Source organism: Streptomyces sp. H27-D2 (assembly GCF_035828615.1).
Lineage (GTDB): Bacteria > Actinomycetota > Actinomycetes > Streptomycetales > Streptomycetaceae > Streptomyces.
This window is the reverse complement of record NZ_JAYMZR010000092.1, coordinates 1-17,072: the sequence shown is the minus strand read 5'-3', so window position 1 is coordinate 17,072 and position 17,072 is coordinate 1. Positions and strand designations below refer to the sequence as shown.

The 17,072-nt window shown below is 72.9% G+C and carries 13 protein-coding genes and 1 pseudogene; 5 read left to right on the top strand and 9 right to left on the bottom strand.

The genetic code is table 11. From position 1 onward, the window contains the following. Positions 1-126: 126 nt before the first annotated feature. From pucD to QMK28_RS27440, 3 genes are read right to left on the bottom strand one after another with little or no spacing between them, the layout of a single operon-like run. On the bottom strand, positions 127-2,517 hold the full coding sequence (gene pucD, locus QMK28_RS27450; protein WP_326442287.1) for a xanthine dehydrogenase subunit D: 2,391 nt from the start codon (positions 2,515-2,517) through the stop codon (positions 127-129). A 2-nt stretch (positions 2,518-2,519) separates the two neighbouring features. Continuing rightward, positions 2,520-3,164 (bottom strand): (2Fe-2S)-binding protein, encoded by a 645-nt coding sequence (locus QMK28_RS27445; RefSeq protein WP_326442286.1) that lies wholly within the window; start codon positions 3,162-3,164, stop codon positions 2,520-2,522. Then, positions 3,155-4,054, bottom strand: coding sequence for an FAD binding domain-containing protein (locus tag QMK28_RS27440; RefSeq protein WP_326442285.1), 900 nt, complete (start codon positions 4,052-4,054; stop codon positions 3,155-3,157). Before QMK28_RS27440 ends, QMK28_RS27445 begins: the two co-directional genes overlap by 10 nt. Positions 4,055-4,309: 255 nt before the next feature. Between QMK28_RS27440 and QMK28_RS27435 the strand changes: the two genes are divergently transcribed. Together QMK28_RS27435 and QMK28_RS27430 are read left to right on the top strand one after the other, a co-directional pair. Continuing rightward, entirely contained in the window at positions 4,310-6,001 is a 1,692-nt protein-coding gene (locus tag QMK28_RS27435) for a PucR family transcriptional regulator (protein ID WP_326442284.1), read from the top strand. A gap of 477 nt (positions 6,002-6,478) precedes the next feature. Continuing rightward, entirely contained in the window at positions 6,479-7,324 is an 846-nt protein-coding gene (locus QMK28_RS27430) for a hypothetical protein (protein WP_326442283.1), read from the top strand. Positions 7,325-7,561: 237 nt separating this feature from the next. On the opposite strand, the gene QMK28_RS27425 is transcribed toward QMK28_RS27430, so the two are convergent. After that, the gene (locus QMK28_RS27425) at positions 7,562-8,509 is read right to left on the bottom strand and encodes an FCD domain-containing protein (protein ID WP_443050841.1); all 948 of its coding nucleotides are present in this window, start codon (positions 8,507-8,509) and stop codon (positions 7,562-7,564) included. Positions 8,510-9,048: 539 nt separating this feature from the next. Here QMK28_RS27425 and QMK28_RS27420 point away from each other — a divergent pair. Further along, on the top strand, positions 9,049-10,062 hold the full coding sequence (locus tag QMK28_RS27420; RefSeq protein ID WP_326442282.1) for a DUF2637 domain-containing protein: 1,014 nt from the start codon (positions 9,049-9,051) through the stop codon (positions 10,060-10,062). Positions 10,063-10,151: 89 nt separating this feature from the next. On the opposite strand, the gene QMK28_RS27415 is transcribed toward QMK28_RS27420, so the two are convergent. From QMK28_RS27415 to QMK28_RS27405, 3 genes are all read right to left on the bottom strand, one after another. Then, entirely contained in the window at positions 10,152-10,601 is a 450-nt protein-coding gene (locus QMK28_RS27415) for an ATP-binding protein (protein ID WP_326442280.1), read from the bottom strand. Positions 10,602-10,764: 163 nt separating this feature from the next. Beyond that, positions 10,765-12,507: a pyruvate dehydrogenase gene (locus QMK28_RS27410; protein WP_326442279.1), complete on the bottom strand. Its 1,743-nt coding sequence runs from the start codon at positions 12,505-12,507 to the stop codon at positions 10,765-10,767. An 88-nt stretch (positions 12,508-12,595) separates the two neighbouring features. Continuing rightward, on the bottom strand, positions 12,596-14,197 hold the full coding sequence (locus tag QMK28_RS27405) for a protein phosphatase 2C domain-containing protein (RefSeq protein ID WP_326442278.1): 1,602 nt from the start codon (positions 14,195-14,197) through the stop codon (positions 12,596-12,598). Between the two features lie 314 nt (positions 14,198-14,511). On the opposite strand from QMK28_RS27405, the gene QMK28_RS27400 reads away from it, so the two are divergent. Both QMK28_RS27400 and QMK28_RS27395 read left to right on the top strand, forming a co-directional pair. After that, a complete protein-coding gene (locus tag QMK28_RS27400; RefSeq protein ID WP_326442276.1) occupies positions 14,512-15,573 on the top strand; it encodes a helix-turn-helix domain-containing protein in 1,062 nt (353 codons plus the stop codon). A 159-nt stretch (positions 15,574-15,732) separates the two neighbouring features. Beyond that, positions 15,733-16,215, top strand: a complete 483-nt coding sequence (locus QMK28_RS27395; protein WP_326442275.1) for a DUF456 domain-containing protein — start codon at positions 15,733-15,735, stop codon at positions 16,213-16,215. 66 nt (positions 16,216-16,281) lie between these two features. On the opposite strand, the gene QMK28_RS27390 is transcribed toward QMK28_RS27395, so the two are convergent. After that, the gene (locus tag QMK28_RS27390) at positions 16,282-16,803 is read right to left on the bottom strand and encodes a methylated-DNA--[protein]-cysteine S-methyltransferase (protein WP_326442274.1); all 522 of its coding nucleotides are present in this window, start codon (positions 16,801-16,803) and stop codon (positions 16,282-16,284) included. After that, a pseudogene (locus QMK28_RS27385) lies at positions 16,800-17,072 on the bottom strand (hypothetical protein); the annotation flags it as partial. The pseudogene QMK28_RS27385 and the gene QMK28_RS27390, both read right to left, overlap by 4 nt.

Below are 17,072 nucleotides of genomic sequence, written 5' to 3'. Positions count from 1 at the left end.
GCCGTCGCGAATGGGTGTCGCGAAAAGTTCCGGGCAAGGGTGGAGCGGTGGGGGATCTCCCGAGCGGAGGGGGCTCCGGGCGGCGCGCGGAAGTGTGACGTTCCTGAGCGCGCCGCCCAGAGGGTATTACGTGCCGGTGAGGTGCTCGGGCCGCACCGGTACGCGCTTGAGGGCCAGGCCGGTCGCCGCGCGGATGGCGGAGACGACGGCCGGGGTGGAGGACAGCGTCGGCGCCTCGCCGATGCCGCGCAGTCCGTAGGGGGCGTGCTCGTCGGCCAGCTCCAGCACATCGACCGGGATGGTCGGGGTGTCGAGGATGGTCGGGATCAGGTAGTCCGTGAAGGAGGGGTTGCGCACCTTCCCGTCCTTGGAGACGACGATCTCCTCCATGACGGCGAGGCCCAGGCCCTGCGTGGTGCCGCCCTGGATCTGGCCGACCACCGACAGCGGGTTGAGCGCCTTGCCGACGTCCTGGGCGCAGGCCAGCTCGATGACCTTGACCAGGCCGAGCGCGGTGTCGACCTCGACGACCGCGCGGTGCGCGGCGAAGGAGTACTGGACGTGGCCGACGCCCTGCCCGGTCTCCAGGTCGAACGCCTCGGTCGGTCGGTGCCGCCATTCGAGTTCGAGGTCGATGGCGTCCGCCTCCAGCACGTCCACCAGGTCGGCGATGACCTCGCCGCCGTTCGTGACGACCTTGCCGCCCTCCAGCAGGAGTTCGGCGTGCGCCCACGCGGGATGCACATGGCCCAGCCGGGAGCGGCCCAGCTTGAGTACCTCCTCGCGGACGGCCTCGCAGGCGTTCTTCACCGCGCCGCCGGTCACGTACGTCTGCCGGGAGGCGGAGGTGGAGCCGGCCGAGCCGACCTGGGTGTCGGCCGGGGCGATGGTCACCTGGGTGACGCCGAGCTCGGTGCGGGCGATCTGGGCGTGCACGGTGACGCCGCCCTGGCCGACCTCGGCCATCGCGGTGTGCACCATCGCGACCGGCTCGCCGTTGATGACCTCCAGCCGGATACGGGCCGTGGAGTAGTCGTCGAAGCCCTCGGAGAAGCCGACGTTCTTGATGCCGACGGCGTAGCCGACGCCGCGCACGACGTCCTCGCCGTGTGTGGTGTTGGACAGCCCGCCGGGCAGCGCGCGCACATCGGCGGAGGCGCCCTCGGCCTCGGTGCCGGTCACCCACTGCTGCTCGGGCGGCAGCGGCATCGCCTTGACCCGGCGCAGCAGCTCGGCGACCGGGGCAGGCGAGTCGACCTCCTGGCCGGTGGGCAGCAGGGCGCCCTGCTCCATGGCGTTGAGCTGGCGCAGCTCGACCGGGTCCATGCCCAGCTTCTCCGCGAGCCTGTCCATCTGCGACTCGTAGGCGAAGCACGCCTGGACCGCGCCGAAGCCGCGCATCGCGCCGCAGGGCGGGTTGTTGGAGTAGAGCGCCACGGCCTCGATGTCGACGTTCTCGACGACGTAGGGGCCCACGGAGAGCGAGGAGGCGTTGCCGACGACGGCCGGGGAGGCGGAGGCGTACGCGCCGCCGTCCAGCACGATCCGGCAGGTCATGTAGAGGAGCTTGCCGTCCTTGGTCGCGCCGTGCTCGTAGGCGAGCTTGGCGGGGTGCCGGTGGACGTGGCCGAAGAAGGACTCGAACCGGTTGTAGACGATCTTGACGGGCTTGCCGGTGCGCATCGCCAGCAGGCACGCGTGAGCCTGCATCGACAGGTCCTCCCGGCCGCCGAACGCGCCGCCGACGCCGGACATCGTCATCCGGATCTTGTCGGCGGGCAGGCCGAGGACGGGGGCGAGCTGCTTGAGGTCGGAGTGCAGCCACTGGGTGGCGATGTAGAGGTCTACGCCGCCGTCCTCGGCGGGCACCGCGAGGCCGGACTCCGGGCCGAGGAAGGCCTGGTCCTGCATGCCGACCTCGTACTCGCCGGTGACGACGACGTCCGCGAGCGCCTTGGCGGCGGCGACGTCGCCGCGCTTGATGGGCTGGCGGTGCACGATGTTGGGGTGCGGCACATGACCGGCGTGGTGATCGGCGCGGCCGGGGTGCAGGACCGGCGCGTCGGGGGCGGTCGCGGTGGCCTCGTCGATGACGACGGGCAGCTCGGCGTACTCGACCTTGATCTTCGCGGCGGCGCGGCGCGCGGTCTCCGGGTGGTCGGCGGCCACGATGGCCACCGCCTCGCCGTGGAAGCGCACGACGTCCCTGGCGAGCACCGGCTGGTCGATGATCTCCAGCCCGTAGTACGTCTCGGCCGGCAGGTCGTCATAGGTCATGACGGTGTACACACCGGGCAGCTTGAGCGCTTCGGAGACGTCGATCGACTTGATCTCGGCGTGCGCGTGCGGGCTGCGGAGCGTGAAGCCCCACAGCATGTCCTCGTGCCACAGGTCGGAGGCGTACGCGAACTCGCCGGTGACCTTGAGCGTGCCGTCGGGGCGCAGCGTGGACTCGCTGATGCCGCCCTTGGTCTTGGAGCCCTGGGTGATGCTGGTGGGGGTGTGGGTGACGCCCATGGTCAGGCTCCCTGTCCTACGGTCTCGGACTCGCCGCGGGCCGCGGCGAGACGGACCGCGTCGAGGATCTTCTCGTAGCCCGTGCAGCGGCACAGGTTGCCGGACAGCGCCTCGCGGATGTCCGCGTCGGACGGCTCGGCGTTGCGCTCCAGCAGCTCGTCGGCGGCGACGAGCAGGCCGGGCGTGCAGAAGCCGCACTGGACCGCGCCGGCGTCGATGAACGCGCGCTGGATCGGCGAGAGCTCGGCCTGCTCGCCGGTCTGGCCGTCGGCGGGCTTGGCCTGCCACTGGCGGGCCGCGTCGACGGTGGTGCCGGCCGCTGCGCCGGGCGCGCCGGGCGCTTCGGAGCTGAGGGCTCCCGCCGCGCAGGCGCCGCTCGCGCAGCCGGCCGCGCGCTGCTTGGCGAAGTCGGCGAGGCCCTCGACGGTGACGATGTCGTGGCCTTCCACCTGGCCCGCGGCGACGAGACAGGAACAGACCGGAACGCCGTCCAGCCGGACCGTGCAGGAGCCGCATTCGCCCTGTTCACAGGCGTTCTTCGAGCCGGGCAGGCCGAGCCGCTCGCGGAGCACGTAGAGCAGGCTCTCGCCCTCCCACACGTCGTCGGCCTCGTGCGGCCGGCCGTTGACCGTGAAGTTCACGCGCATTGGGAGCCTCCTTCGGAGTTGCGGGCGACGCCGCGGTACGAGTCCCAGGTCCAGCCGAGGGTGCGGCGGGCCATGACGGCGACGGCGTGCCGGCGGTACTTGGCGGTGCCGCGTACGTCGTCGATGGGGTTGCAGGCGCCGGACGCCAGCTCGCCGAATTGGCGGGCGATGGACGGCGTGATGACCTTGCCGCTCTCCCAGAAGCCTCCCTCGTCGAGCGCGGCGGCGAGGAAGTCCTCGGCCGTGCGGGCCCGTACGGGGGTGGGGGCGGCGGAGCCGATGCCGGTGCGCACGGTGCGGGTCTGCGGGTGCAGGGCCAGGCCGAAGGCGCAGACGGCGATGACCATCGCGTTGCGGGTGCCGACCTTGGAGAACTGCTGCGGACCGTCGGCCTTCTTGATGTGGACGCACTTGATGAGTTCGTCGGCGTCCATCGCGTTGCGCTTGACGCCGGTGTAGAACGCGTCGATCGGGATGAAGCGGCTGCCGCGCACCGACTCGACCTCCACCTCCGCCCCCGCCGCGAGCAGCGCCGGGTGCGCGTCGCCTGCCGGGGAGGCGGTGCCGAGGTTGCCGCCGACGCCGCCGCGGTTGCGGATCTGCGGGGAGGCGACGGTGTGCGAGGCGAGTGCCAGCCCCGGCAGCTCGGTGCGCAGGTTCTCCATGATCTGCGTGTACGGCACGGAGGCGCCGAGCCGGACGTTCTCTTCGCCCACAGCCCACTCGCGCAGCTCGACGATGCGGTTCAGGTCGAGCAGTACGTCCGGCCGGCGGTGGTCGAAGTTCAGCTCGACCATGAGGTCGGTGCCGCCCGCGATGGGCACAGCGGTGGGGTGCTCGGCCTTTGCGGCGAGCGCCTCCTCCCAACTGGCGGGGCGAAGGAAGTCCATAGTGTGGCTCTCTTCTGGGAGATCGGGGTCGTTCGCGCCGGCTGTGGGGGACCACCGGCTCTGGACTGGTCGTTCACGTGCTGTTAACGCGCCGTGGGCCAAGTACACCGAGCCGCACCCACTTGGGTGCAGTCACCGAAACCATGAAGCAATTGGCTGGCCAAGGTCCCCGTCTTGTAGATTCGAACGAAGAGCGGGGCTCAGAAACCTCTTGACAACGCACGGGCAACATAAGACGGATCGGCGGCAACGACGATGAGGCTGCGCGCACTGCTGGACACCGACACCCTGGGCCTGCGCCTGTTGGGTGGCACGGATGAGTTGGACCGCACCGTGCGCGGCGTGATGACCACCGACCTGCGCGACCCCAGCCGCTATCTTTCCGGCGGTGAACTGGTGCTCACCGGGCTCGCCTGGCGGCGGCAGCCGGAGGACTCGGAGCGTTTCGTACGAATCCTCGCCGCGGCCGGGGTCGCCGGGCTCGCCGCGGGCGAGGCGGAGCAGGGCGCGATTCCGGACGACTTGGTCCAGGCCTGCGTCCGGCACCGGCTGCCGCTGTTCGCGGTCGTCGAGGACGTCGCCTTCGCGGTGATCACCGAGCATGTCGTCCGGCAGGTCTCCACCGAACGCGCCGGGGACCTGGCGGCGGTCGTCGAGCGGCACCGCAGGCTGATGACCTCGGGCCCGGCCGGCGGCGGCCCCGAGGTGGTCCTCGACCTGCTCGGCTCCGACCTGGACCTGCGGGCCTGGGTGCTCTCCCCCACCGGCCGGCAGATCGCCGGCTCCGGCCTGACCGGCGCGGGCCCCGCGCTGCCCCCCGCCGCTGGCGCCCGGCTGGCCGGCGAACACCTGGCCGCGGTGCGCACCGGGCGGCGCGGCCCGCACCGGCTGACCGATCAGGGCACCGCGTTCTCCCTCTTCCCGATCCGCACCGCCGGCCGTGATCTGCGGGAGACCCTGCTGTCCGACTGGCTGCTGGTGGTCGAGGCGGACGCGAGCGACTGGCCGGAGGAACGGCTCGACCTGTTGCACGGCGTGACCCAGCTGATCGCGGTCGAGCGCGACCGGCGCGACGCGGCCCGCTCGGTCCGCCGCAGGCTCGCCCAGGAGGTCCTGGAGCTGGTCCAGGACGGCGCGCCGCCCGCCGAGGTCGCCGCCAGGCTGCGGGTCGCCGCCCCGATCCTGGTGCCGGGGCTCGGCACCGCCCCGCAGTGGCAGGTGGTGGTCGCGCGGGTGAAGTGGGATGGCTCCGACATCGCGGGCGGCCCGGTCGCCCAGTCGCTGCTGGAGGAGGTGCTGGTCGACCCGGAGGCTACGGGCCCCGAGCCCTCGGACCGGATCGCGGTCGCCCACATCGGCGACGAGGCGGTCGCGCTCGTACCGCTGCCCGCCCTGCCGGAGAACCGCGAGGACTCCAAGAGCGAGATCGGGTCCGCCGCCGAGACCGAGTCGACCCTGCACGCGCACGCGCTGCTCGCCGCCGTCCGCGCCCCGCTCGAACGCGGCCTCTCCGACGACGGCCGGCTCACCCTGGGCGTCAGCGCCGCCGTGCACTCCGCGGAGGGCCTGCGCGGCGCGCTGGAGGAGGCCCGGCACGCCCGCCGGGTGGCCGCCGCCCGGCCCGGCCGGGTCTGCGCGGCCGGACACGAGGAGCTGGCCTCGCACGTCCTGCTGCTGCCCTTCGTCCCGGACGACGTCCGGCGCGCCTTCACCGCCCGGCTGCTCGACCCGCTGCGCGACTACGACCGGCGGCACCGCGCCGAGCTGGTGCCCACCCTCGAAGCGTTCCTCGACTGCGACGGCTCCTGGACCCGCTGCGCGGCCCGGCTGCATCTGCATGTGAACACCCTGCGCTACCGGGTCGGCCGGATCGAGCAGCTGACCGGCCGCGATCTGGCCCGGCTGGAGGACAAGCTCGACTTCTTCCTGGCGCTGCGGATGAGCTGACCGGCTCGCGGTGGGCGGCTCGGGGACTCACACGCGGCGGCGGTCGGGGCTCCTGCGGTTTCGGCGGCTCCGGCGGCTCGCGGCTCCTGCGGTTTCGGCGTCTCCTGCGGTTCGGCGGTCCGCGGTTCGGCGGCTGACGGTTCAGGAGGCTCTGATCATCCAGAGTGTCCGGGACCGTCGGCCGCCTGATCGGCTTTTGCGCAAGCTGGCCAAATATCCGCCTCGGGTTCCGGCCAATTCGGTAGCGTGACGATCAACCGCGCCGAGGTTTCCGCAGGTCCGGCTCTCCTGCGACGGTCCCAGCGGTGATCTCGGCAGGCCGCGGGGAACCGGCCGCCGCGTCCCGGTGACCAAGAGATTGTGAAATCGTTCACCCAGACCCTTGGCCGCACACGGGACTTCGTGCTGAGATGCGGCCACGGCTACCAGCTACCAGCTCGATGACGCGCTTGGGAGGGCAATGTGGCGGAAACCGCCATGTCAGGGTCTAGGGAATCGCAGCCGGGAGTGCCAGGACCCAGAACGGCCGACGGGGACGACCCGCTCGACCGGGCGGTGTGGCGGTTGCGTTCACGCGGTTGCTGGGACGACGCTGCCGCGCTGCTCGCTCCGTTCGCCGCGGTGGACCCGGCCGCCGCGCTGCAACGGTCCAGCGTGCTGATCGAACAGTGCATGTACACCGCGACCGGTTGGGAGGCCGCCGAGGAGGCGCTGCGCGCGGTCGAGGCCATCGCGCACACCGACGACGAGCGGGGCGCCGCCGCGTGCGAGCGCGGCCACCTCGCCTACGCGTCGACCATGTTCACCGGACGGGACCGGGCGGACGAGGCGCGCTCCGCGCTCGGCCGGGCCGCCGCGCTGCTGCCGCCCGGATCGGCGGCACGGCCGCTGCTGGACTTCCGGCGCGGCCTCGTCGCCCAGCACCTCGCGCGGGACCCGGCGGGCGCACAGGCCGCCTTCCAGCGCTCACACGCCGGGGCCACCGCGCACGGCGACCGCTTCCTGTGCTCATTCACCTGGCGGCACCTCGCCGCGATGGCGGCGCAGAGCGGCAAACTCGCCGAGGCGCGGCACGGCTTCGCCGAGTCGCTGCGCATCCGCGAGGAGCTCGGCTATCTGATCGGCATCGCCCCCGCGCTCAGCGCGCTGGCCGAGGTCGAACCGGAGCCGGATGCCTCGCAACTGCGCACCGAAGCGGGCCGGCTGGTCCGGCTGCTCGGGGGCGTACCGGCCTGGCTCGCGGACCAGATGCGGACCACGGCGGACCATGGCTCCGGGAGCGGCACCGGAACCGGAACCAGCAACGGCACCAGCCGGGGTTGAGCAGCGCCCGCGCTGCTCGACGCTGATCGAATCGGCGCCGATCGACACGTCGTACGCCCGCCTCGGCGGTCGCCCACCGGGCGGTCGCCGGGGCCGCGCCGGGCGGTCGCCGAGGACGCGCCGGGACGGTCGCCAGCCGGTCGCCGGACTCGTCGCCGGGGCGCTCAGCCGCCGAGTCGGTCCGGCAGCACTGCCACTCAAGCAGCCCCCGGGCAGCCCCATCGCCGTCAGCCGACGTCAAGCACCCAGGAAGTGCTCCCGCACCAGGGACTCCACGATCATCAGATCGCCGTCCACCAGCGCGTCGAGCAGCGCCGCGTGCTCCGCCGCGTCCGCCAGCAGGTCGGCGGCGCGGGACGTACGGCCGATCTGCTGGCGTACCACCGGCCACTGGGCGCGCCGGTGCAGTTCGTCCGCGACCGCGACCAGCTGCTGATTGCCGCCGAGGCTCAGCACCGCGCGGTGGAAGGCGCGGTCCAGGTCCGCGTAGCCGGCCCGGTCCCCGGCCATCGCCGCCGCCGCGGTCTCGTCCGCGAGCGGCCGCAGCCCGTGCCATTGCTCGGCCGGGACCGTACGGGCCAGCCGCAGCAGCACCGGCACCTCGATCAGCGCCCGCACCTCGGCCAGCTCGGTCAGCTCCCGCTCGCTGCGCCGGGCCACCCGGAAGCCGCGGTTCGGCACGGCCTCGACGGCGCCCTCGGTGACGAGCTGCTGCATGGCTTCCCGCACCGGAGTGGCCGAGACGCCGTAGCGCTCGGCGAGCACGGGCGCGGAGTACACCTCGCCGGGCACCAGCTCGCCGCCGACCAGCGAGTTCCGCAGCGCGTCGAGGATCTGGCCCCGCACGGAGTACCGCTCGGGCATCCGGCGCGGTACGGGGCGTGCGGCGGCCGGCGTACGCGAGGGGGCCTCCGGCCGGCCCGGAATCCGGGCCGGGGGCTGCGCAGGGACCTGAAACGGGGACTGGACGGAGGCCGGGCCCGTCGGCCGCTGCTCGCTCAGCACCGGAGGCCGGGACAGGAACGGGCCCCGCACCCCGGCGAGGTCCGAATCCACAGCTGTGAACGCAGCCGAAGCCGCAGCCGGAACCGGCGCCGCGGCAACGCTCCGCGACGGCACCGAACCCTGGGGCGGAACAGGGCCTTCGCGCACCGGGGAGCGCGGGCGCACCGCCGCCGCGTCCATCCGCTGGTCCGCGATCTGTGCCGCGTCCTGGGCTCTGCCGTGCTCCACTCGGGTCCTCCTGAGGTCTTTGTGCACGATAGGCGGCTCTGGCCGGAGTTCAAACCTCGATCATCTCGGGTAAGGCAAGGCTTGCCTGCAAGCGATCCTGATTCGGTGGTCCCTGCATGCCCGCTGCGCCGGCCACGACGGGCATCCCCGCCTCCACGCTGCGGCCCGAGGACACCTGTGTGACCTGCCCGCGCACCTGCGACGCCGACCGCACCCGGCGGCTGGCGGCGGCGGACAACCGACGCGTCCACTCGACCCGCTGCCCGGACCGGACGGGGGGGGTGTTTCGACGCGCCCCCCGGTCACACCACTCTTACGAGTGACTGAATGGGAACGCAACTCCTGCCGCCCGTACGGCGGTTCGACCCCGGGCGCGGCTATCCGACCGCCCCTGCACTCCATTGGCGTCGTCTTGCCCCGAAACCCTCTGCGACTGTGCGGGATTCCGCGAGGATGACGGCGAAACGCGTACCGCGAGGCAAGGAATCCACATGAGACTGACCGACATACCGCTGGACTGGCTGCTTCCCGCCGCCGTCGCGCTCGTCGGAGTCGTGGCCGCGGTGGCGTTGGTCGCTCGCGGCAAGCGCGCCGCGGGGAAGGCGGCCTCGGAGGCCGATTCCTGGGAGCGCACCGAGGAACGCCGGCGTCGCAAGGAAGCCGTCTACGGCATCGCCTCCTACGGACTGTTGTTCTGCTGCGCGGCGGTCGCCGCCGCGCTCTCCTTTCACGGTCTGGTCGGCTTCGGCCGGCAGAACCTCAACCTCGCCGGAGGCTGGGAGTACCTCGTCCCCTTCGGCCTCGACGGCGCCGCCATGTTCTGCTCGGTGCTGGCGGTCCGCGAGGCGAGCCACGGCGACGCGGCCCTCGGCTCACGCCTCCTGGTATGGACGTTCGCGGGCGCGGCGGCCTGGTTCAACTGGGTGCACGCGCCGCGCGGCATCGACCACGCGGGCGCCCCGCAGTTCTTCGCGGGGATGTCGCTGTCGGCGGCGGTGCTCTTCGACCGGGCGCTCAAGCAGACCCGCAGGGCCGCACTGCGCGAACAGGGCCTGGTCCCCCGCCCGTTGCCGCAGATCCGGATCGTTCGGTGGCTGCGCGCGCCCCGTGAGACCTTCGGGGCCTGGTCGCTGATGCTGCTGGAGGGCGTGCGCTCGCTGGACGAAGCGGTCGAGGAGGTCCGCGAGGACAACCGGCAGAAGGACCAGAACCGGCTGCGGCAACGCGATCACGACAAGCTGGAGCGGGCCAAGGTCAAGGCGCTCAACCGGCAGCACCGGATGTGGGGGCGCGGGCGAGCCGGCCGCCAGGTGGAGGCGCCGGCGCTGCCGGCCGGCTCGCAGAGCGGCGCGGAGCCCGCCATACCCGAGCCGGGACAACTGCCCGTGCGCTCCCGCCCGGCTCTGCAAGCCATTGACCTCACCGCCGAGGACGACACCCTCACCATCCCGCGGCTCGACTCCCTGGAGGAGAAACTCAAGGCGATCGAGCGGCAGTTCGGCTGACGACCGGCGGCGGACCGCGCTCGCGCGCCGTTCCCGCGGAGGTCTGCATCACTGCGCAGGTCTGCATCACTCAGGCAGATCTGCTGCGTTCAGGCAGGTCCGCCGTCCAGCTCGAACCACACCACCTTGCCGGTGCCGTGCGACCGTACTCCCCACGCGTCAGCGAGGGACTGTACGAAGTAGAGCCCGCGGCCCGTGGTGCCGTCCGCCTCGGGGACGCGCGGCCTGGGATGCCAGCTGACGTAGTCCCGCACCTCGACCCGCAAGCGGGCCGCGGGCCGGCCGTCGCCCCCTTCGAGCAGTGTCGCCGTGATGACCGCGTCGCCGTCGGTGTGCACCAGGGCGTTGGTGGCCAGTTCGGTGGCCAGCAGCTCGGCGACCCCCGATTGCCCCGGATCGCCCCAGTTCCGCAACACTTCGCGCAGCGCCAGCCGGGTCTCCGCGACCGAGGCCAGCTCGGACCGGCGCAGCCGTCGGCTCAGCGCGGGAGCCAGCCGATGCCCGTCCCCGCCCTCGCGCCTCGCAGGCTGACGCCCCATCCTCCCCGCTCCGACCGCTCGCTCGACCGCCGCGCTTCGAACTCCTACACGTACACCTAGTCCCTACCCCGTTGGACCACGCCCGACCCCGTTCGCGCGCCACGAGCCCGGCCCGGCGCCGTTCGCGCCGGTGCCGGGCCGGGCTCGTACGCGTACCCGGGGCTCAGGGCCGGGGGACGTTGCGCAGGTTGGACCTGGCCATCTGGAGCATCCGGCCCACCCCGCCGTCCAGCACGATCTTGCTCGCGGACAGCGCGAATCCGCTCACCATCTCCGCGCTGATCTTCGGCGGGATGGACAGCGCGTTCGGGTCGGTGACGATGTCGACCAGCGCCGGCCCCTGGTGCCGGAAGGCGTCCCGCAGCGCGCCCCGCACCTGCTTGGGCTTCTCCACCCGCACGCCGTACGCGCCGGCCGCGCGGGCGATGGCCGCGTAGTCCGTGCCCCGGTACGTGGTGCCGAAGGAGGGCAGTCCGGCGACGAGCATCTCCAACTCGACCATGCCCAGCGCGGAGTTGTTGAACAGTACGACCTTCACCGGCAGGTCGTACTGCACCAGTGTCAGGAAATCGCCCATCAGCATGGAGAATCCGCCGTCTCCCGACATCGCCACGACCTGCCGCTTCCGGTCCAGGAACTGCGCGCCGACGGCCTGCGGCATGGCGTTGGCCATCGAGCCGTGGGTGAACGAACCGATCACCCTGCGACGCCCGTTGGGGGTCAGATAGCGGGCCGCCCAGACATTGTTCATGCCCGTGTCGACGGTAAAAATCGTATCGTCGGCCGCCTCCTCGTCGAGCAGCGAGGCCACATACTCGGGGTGGATCGGCGTGTGCTTCTCGACCTTGCGGGTGTACGCCTTGACGACGCCTTCCAGCGCGTCGGTGTGCTTCTTCAGCATCCGGTCGAGGAACTTACGGTCGGTCTTGGGCAGCACCTTCGGGCTCAGGCAGCGCAGCGTCTCCCGGACGTCGCCCCACACCGCGAGGTCCAGCTTGGAGCGGCGGCCCAGGTGCTCGGGCCGGACGTCGACCTGCACGATCTTCACGTCGTCGGGCAGGAACGCGTTGTACGGGAAGTCGGTGCCGAGCAGGATCAGCAGGTCGCACTCGTGGGTCGCCTCGTACGCAGCGCCGTAGCCGAGCAGCCCGCTCATGCCGACGTCGTACGGATTGTCGTACTGGATCCACTCCTTGCCGCGCAGCGCGTGCCCCACCGGGGACTTCACCCGCTCCGCGAACTCCATCACCTCGGCGTGCGCCCCGGCCGTGCCGCTGCCGCAGAACAGTGTGACCCGCTTGGCCTCGTCCACCATCCGCGCGAGCGCGTCGATCTCGGCGTCGCCGGGCCGCACCGTCGGCCTGGACGTGACCAGCGCGTGCTCGACGGCCCGCTCGGGGGCGGGCAGCGCGGCCACATCGCCGGGCAGCGAGACGACGCTGACGCCGTTGCGGCCCACCGCGTGCTGGACGGCGGTCTGCAACACCCTCGGCATCTGGTTCGGGTTGGAGATCATCTCGCTGTAGTGGCTGCACTCGCGGAACAGCTGATCGGGGTGCGTCTCCTGGAAGTAGCCGGTGCCGATCTCGCTGCTCGGGATCTGCGCGGCGAGGGCCAGCACCGGGGCCATCGAGCGGTGCGCGTCGTACAGACCGTTGATCAGATGCAGGTTTCCCGGCCCGCAGGAGCCCGCGCAGGCCGCCAGCCTGCCGGTGAGCTGCGCCTCCGCGCCGGCCGCGAAGGCCGCCGTCTCCTCGTGCCGTACCTGAATCCACTCGATGGCGGCGTTCCGGCGGACCGCGTCGGTGACCGGGTTGAGACTGTCCCCGACCACTCCGTACAGCCGCTTCACACCGGCGCGCACCAGGATGTCCACGAACTGCTCCGCCACATTCTGCTTCGCCATGCTGCGCTCGCCCCTTCGGGTCGGGTTCGACGGCCGTCCTCACCGCCCTGATCGTCGGCTTCCGTCCATCAACCCATGCGAGAAGCGGTTACGCCTCCCAGACGGCGGCAGCCGTACGGTCGTCCGCGTACCCCTTGACGCGCAGTTGTACGTCGGCGAGAAACGCGGCGAGGCCGGGCGGCTCCACCGGGGACCACACCCCGGCCAGCCGCTCGGTGAGAGCGGGCTCGCCGCGCAGCGGCTCGGCGAGGCCGCCGCTGCAGAGGAGCAGCGTGTCGCCCGGACGGGCTATCGAGGCCCGGAAGCGGAAGGGGCCCTGCTCGGGGTGGGACTCGGACTTCGGGTCGGGGTCGTCCTGCCCTGTTCGCGCTCCGGAGGGCGGGGCTTCCGCGCGCGGGAATTCGGGGCGGGTGGGCTCGGGGTGGGTGGACCCGTACGGCGCGGGGGCGGATCGCGGGCGCTCGGACCGTGCGGGCTGTGCGGGCTGTACGGGCTCGGCGCGTGGGTCCGGCCGTTGCCGTTCGGGCTGCGGGCCGCTCAGGGCGAGCGTCTGCGGGTGAGCGCCGTAGCCGAGCACCGGACCGCCCATCCGGCCCGCCCCGGACACCTCGGGCTCCAGGTCCTGCCACATCCCGTCGCGCAGCCGGAAGAGGCCGCCGTCCCCCGAGCCGAAGAACACCCGGGTACGGCAGTCGGAATCGGCGGGGAGCAGCAGGCAGCACAGCGACGCGGTGTATTCGGTGGGGCTCAGGCCCAGGTCGGCGGCCGTGGCCCGGAGCCTGCCGTACCCCCGTTCGGTGAGCCGTCGCAGCCCGGACTTCAACGCCCCGCGCCGCCCGGCCCGCAGATCCTCGGCGAGCCGGGCATGGCTGCGCCCCACCGCGCCGCCGATCCACTGGCAGGCGTCCTGCGCGGCCCGGTGCGCCCCCTCGGAGGCCCGCGCGCCGCTCGCGACGGCGACCAGCAGCAGCGCGCCGTCCCCGGTGCCGAACCGCGCGGTCAGCAGCGCGTCGCGTCTCGGCTCCCCGCGATAGCGCGCGGAATCGCCGCGCAGCGAGACCGCGCGCAGCGACAGCGTGCCGTAGTGGGCGCCGTCCAGCACGGTGTCCGGCACCAGGTCGCCGAGGTCGGCCGGGTCGGCGACGGGCAGCGCCGTCGGCTCGGCGTCATAGGTGGGCGGGCCGTCGCCCACGAAGCCGGCCTGGGCGGGGCTCGTACTTTCGTCGTAGTCGCGCGGGAGTTGGTCGGGCGGCGGGGGCTCCCACGGGGCGCGGGCGCGTGGCACGACGTGTCGCGGCGGCGCGGCGGCCGGTGGCGGGATCAGGTCTGGGGCTGGGGCGTCTGAGTCTGGGGAGTCTGGGGCTGGGGCCGACGGCGGATTCGACCAGAAGTCCTCCGACGGCGGCGGTTCCGCGGGCCATTCCGTGCGGCTCCGCGCGACCTCATCCGCACTCGACCCATAGGGCCACCGGTCGTCGAGTGACAGGTCGAAGGGCTCCGGACCGGCCGGCTCCGAAGCGACGGACGCCGTACTCCCCGTTCCCGAACCGACCGTACGGGAGGCCTCGTTGAAGCGCTCGTCCAAGGAATCGTCCGCCGCCGTCGGCCCCGCGTCCGGCTTCGCCTCGTCGTACAACTCGGCCCACCAGTCGTCCTCGTGACCGTCGCGCCGCTCCCCCTGCTGATTCATGCCCATATTGTCCACCTCTCGGCGCGCACAAAACAGGGCGCGGAAGGGTGGTGCCGGGCGGACCCTCCCCCTCAGAAGGGTCCGCCCGGGGCGTCAGTTGGTCTGTGGAGGTGACCTCCGCCGCCCGAAAGCGCCGGGCGCGGGGGACCGCGTCGGCCCGTACGAGCGGTGTGCCGGGGGCGCCGAGCGGTGCTGTGGTGCCGACACATTGGCAGAGTGACGGGTGGTGCGGGGATGATGGCCGAGGCGGCTTTATGCCGTGGCTCTTTCCCGCCACGGCCGGCCGTCGGAAGGCTTCTGGGGAGGAGCGTCAGGTGCTGAACGCGATCGGTCTGGACGAGGTTCAGGAGTCGGCTTACCGCGTCCTGGTGGGGCTCGGCGCCGCGGAGGTGTCCGATCTCGCGCACCGGCTGACGCTGCCCGAGGCGGAGGCCGAACGCACCCTGCGCAGGCTCGAACGCCAGGGCCTCGCCGCCCAGTCCTCCGCCCGCCCCGGCCGCTGGGTGGCCGCGCCGCCCGCCGTGGCGCTGGGCGCGCTGCTCACCCAGCAGCGCCACGAACTGGAGCAGGCCGAGCTGGCCGCGGCCCTGCTCGCCGAGGAGTACCGCGCCGAGGCGACCGAACCGGCCGTGCACGACCTGGTCGAGGTGGTGACCGGGGCGAGCGCGGTGGCGCACCGGTTCCTCCAGTTGCAGCTCGGCGCGACCGAGGAAGTCTGCGCCCTGGTGACCGGCAACCCGACGACCGTCACCGGCGTCGAGAACCACGCCGAGGCGCGGGCCGCCGCGCGCGGCGTCCGGTACCGGGTGGTCGTCGAACGGGAGGTGCTGTCCGGCCCCGGCGGCGTAGAGGAGCTGGCCGCTGCGCTGGGCCGGGACGAGCGGGTACGGGTGGTGGACCGGGTGCCGACGAAGCTGGTGATCGCGGACCGGACGCTCGCCATGGTCCCGCTCACCCGGCGCACCGCCGAGCCCGCCGCGCTGGTGGTGCACGCCAGCGGACTGCTGGAATCGCTGATGGGACTGTTCGAGGGCGTATGGCGGCAGGCCCTCCCCATGCGGCTCAGCGCCGGCACGGGCTCGAACGGCGGGGCCGGGGAAGTGCTGACCGAAGGGCCTGAGGCTCCCGACAGCACTGACCTGCGGGTCCTGTCCCTGCTGCTGGCCGGGCTGACCGACGCGAGCGTCGCCAAGCAGCTCGGTCTGGGGCTGCGGACGGTGCAGCGCCGGGTGAAGGGGCTGATGGAACTGGCCGGGGTGACGACCCGGCTGCAGTTGGGGTGGCACGCGTACGAACGGGGGTGGGTGGCCCGCGAAGACCGGGCGGGGGCCCAGACCGGGAGCCGGGGGCTGAGACCGGGGCCTCGGGCGGCTTGAGCCCCGGCTGGATTCCCGGCTGGATTCCCTGAGCCCCCGGCCCCGGACCCGCTCCCGGCGATCACCGCGCCGCCCCGCCGAGCGCCCCGCTCCGAGCGCTGACCTGCGGCGGAAGCCCGCCGAGGGGCGCGTCCTGGCGGCATCCCGCACGCTGGGCCCATGGGTACGTGGCAGCTGGTCCTGGTGGGCCTGGTGATGCTGCTCGGCCTGCTCGGGGTGCTGGTACCGGGCGTGCCCGGGCCACTGCTGGTGTGGGCGGGCATCCTCTGGTGGTCGATGTCGGAGAAGACCACGCCGGCCTGGGGCGTCCTGATCGGCGCGACCGCACTGCTGCTGGTCAACCACGTGGTGAAGTGGCTGCTGCCCGCCCGCCGGCTGAAAGGGGTCGGGGTCACCCGGCAGACGGTGCTGTGGGCGGGCGCGTCGGCGATCGTCGGCTTCTTCGTGGTGCCCTTGATCGGAGCGGTGCTCGGCTTCATCGCGGGGATCTACGGCGCGGAGCGGGTACGGCTGGGCGGGCACGGCGAGGCGTGGGCCGCGACGCGGACGATCATGCGGGCGGTCGGGACCAGCGTGCTGGTGGAGCTGGTCGCGTGCTTGCTCGTGCTGGGAGCTTGGATGGGCGCGGTCATCCACGGCTGACGCGCGACGCGCCTGGGCGGCTGGGCCGCGTGGGCCGGGCCCTTCTGACCACGTGGAAGTGACGGCTCAGCGCCGCGACCCCGCCCGTTCCCGCTCCAAGCCGAGCAGCAGCCGCTTGCGCTCCAGACCCCCCGCGTAACCGGTGAGCGAACCGTCCGCGCCGATCACCCGGTGGCAGGGCCGGAACACGAGCAGCGGGTTCGCGCCGACCGCGCCGCCGATGGCCCGTACGGCCGCGCGCGAGGCCCCGATCCGCTGGGCGAGCTGCCCGTAACTGGTGGTTTCGCCGTACGGGATGTCGTCCAGCGCCGCCCACACCTTCTCGCGGAACGCCGTCCCCTTGGCCGCGCCGGCCGAGTACTCCAGGTCGAAGCTCCGCAGCTCGCCCGCGAAGAAGGCCGCGAGCTGCCGCTCAGCTTCGGCGAACGCGGCCGGTGCGTGCCGCCACTCCGGTTGGATGCCGACCGCGCCTTTCTGATCCGGGACGGACAGTGCGGCCAGGGCGAGGCCGCCAGGCGCGGTCACCGACTCCTCGCCAGTGAGCAGCAGCTCGCCGAGCGGGCTGTCGAACGTCGTAAAGAGCATCATCGGTCGTTCCTCTCCAAGTCCGTTCCCGGATGCGTCCCCGGGGTCAGTCCATTCGTCCCCGGGCTCAGTCCAAAGGGCGCCGGGTTGTTCAGGGTCGCCGGGCCCGGAGAGCCTGACGCCCGGCCGTCCGGGGCTTCCGAGGGCTGCCGGGTGGCCGTCTCCTCGGCGGGCGGCGGGCCCAGCCACAGCTGGTGCAGGGCGTACGAGCGCCAGGGCCGCCAGGCTTCGGCGTCGCTCGCCGGCGCGCCGATCGCGGCCAGTCCGTGCCG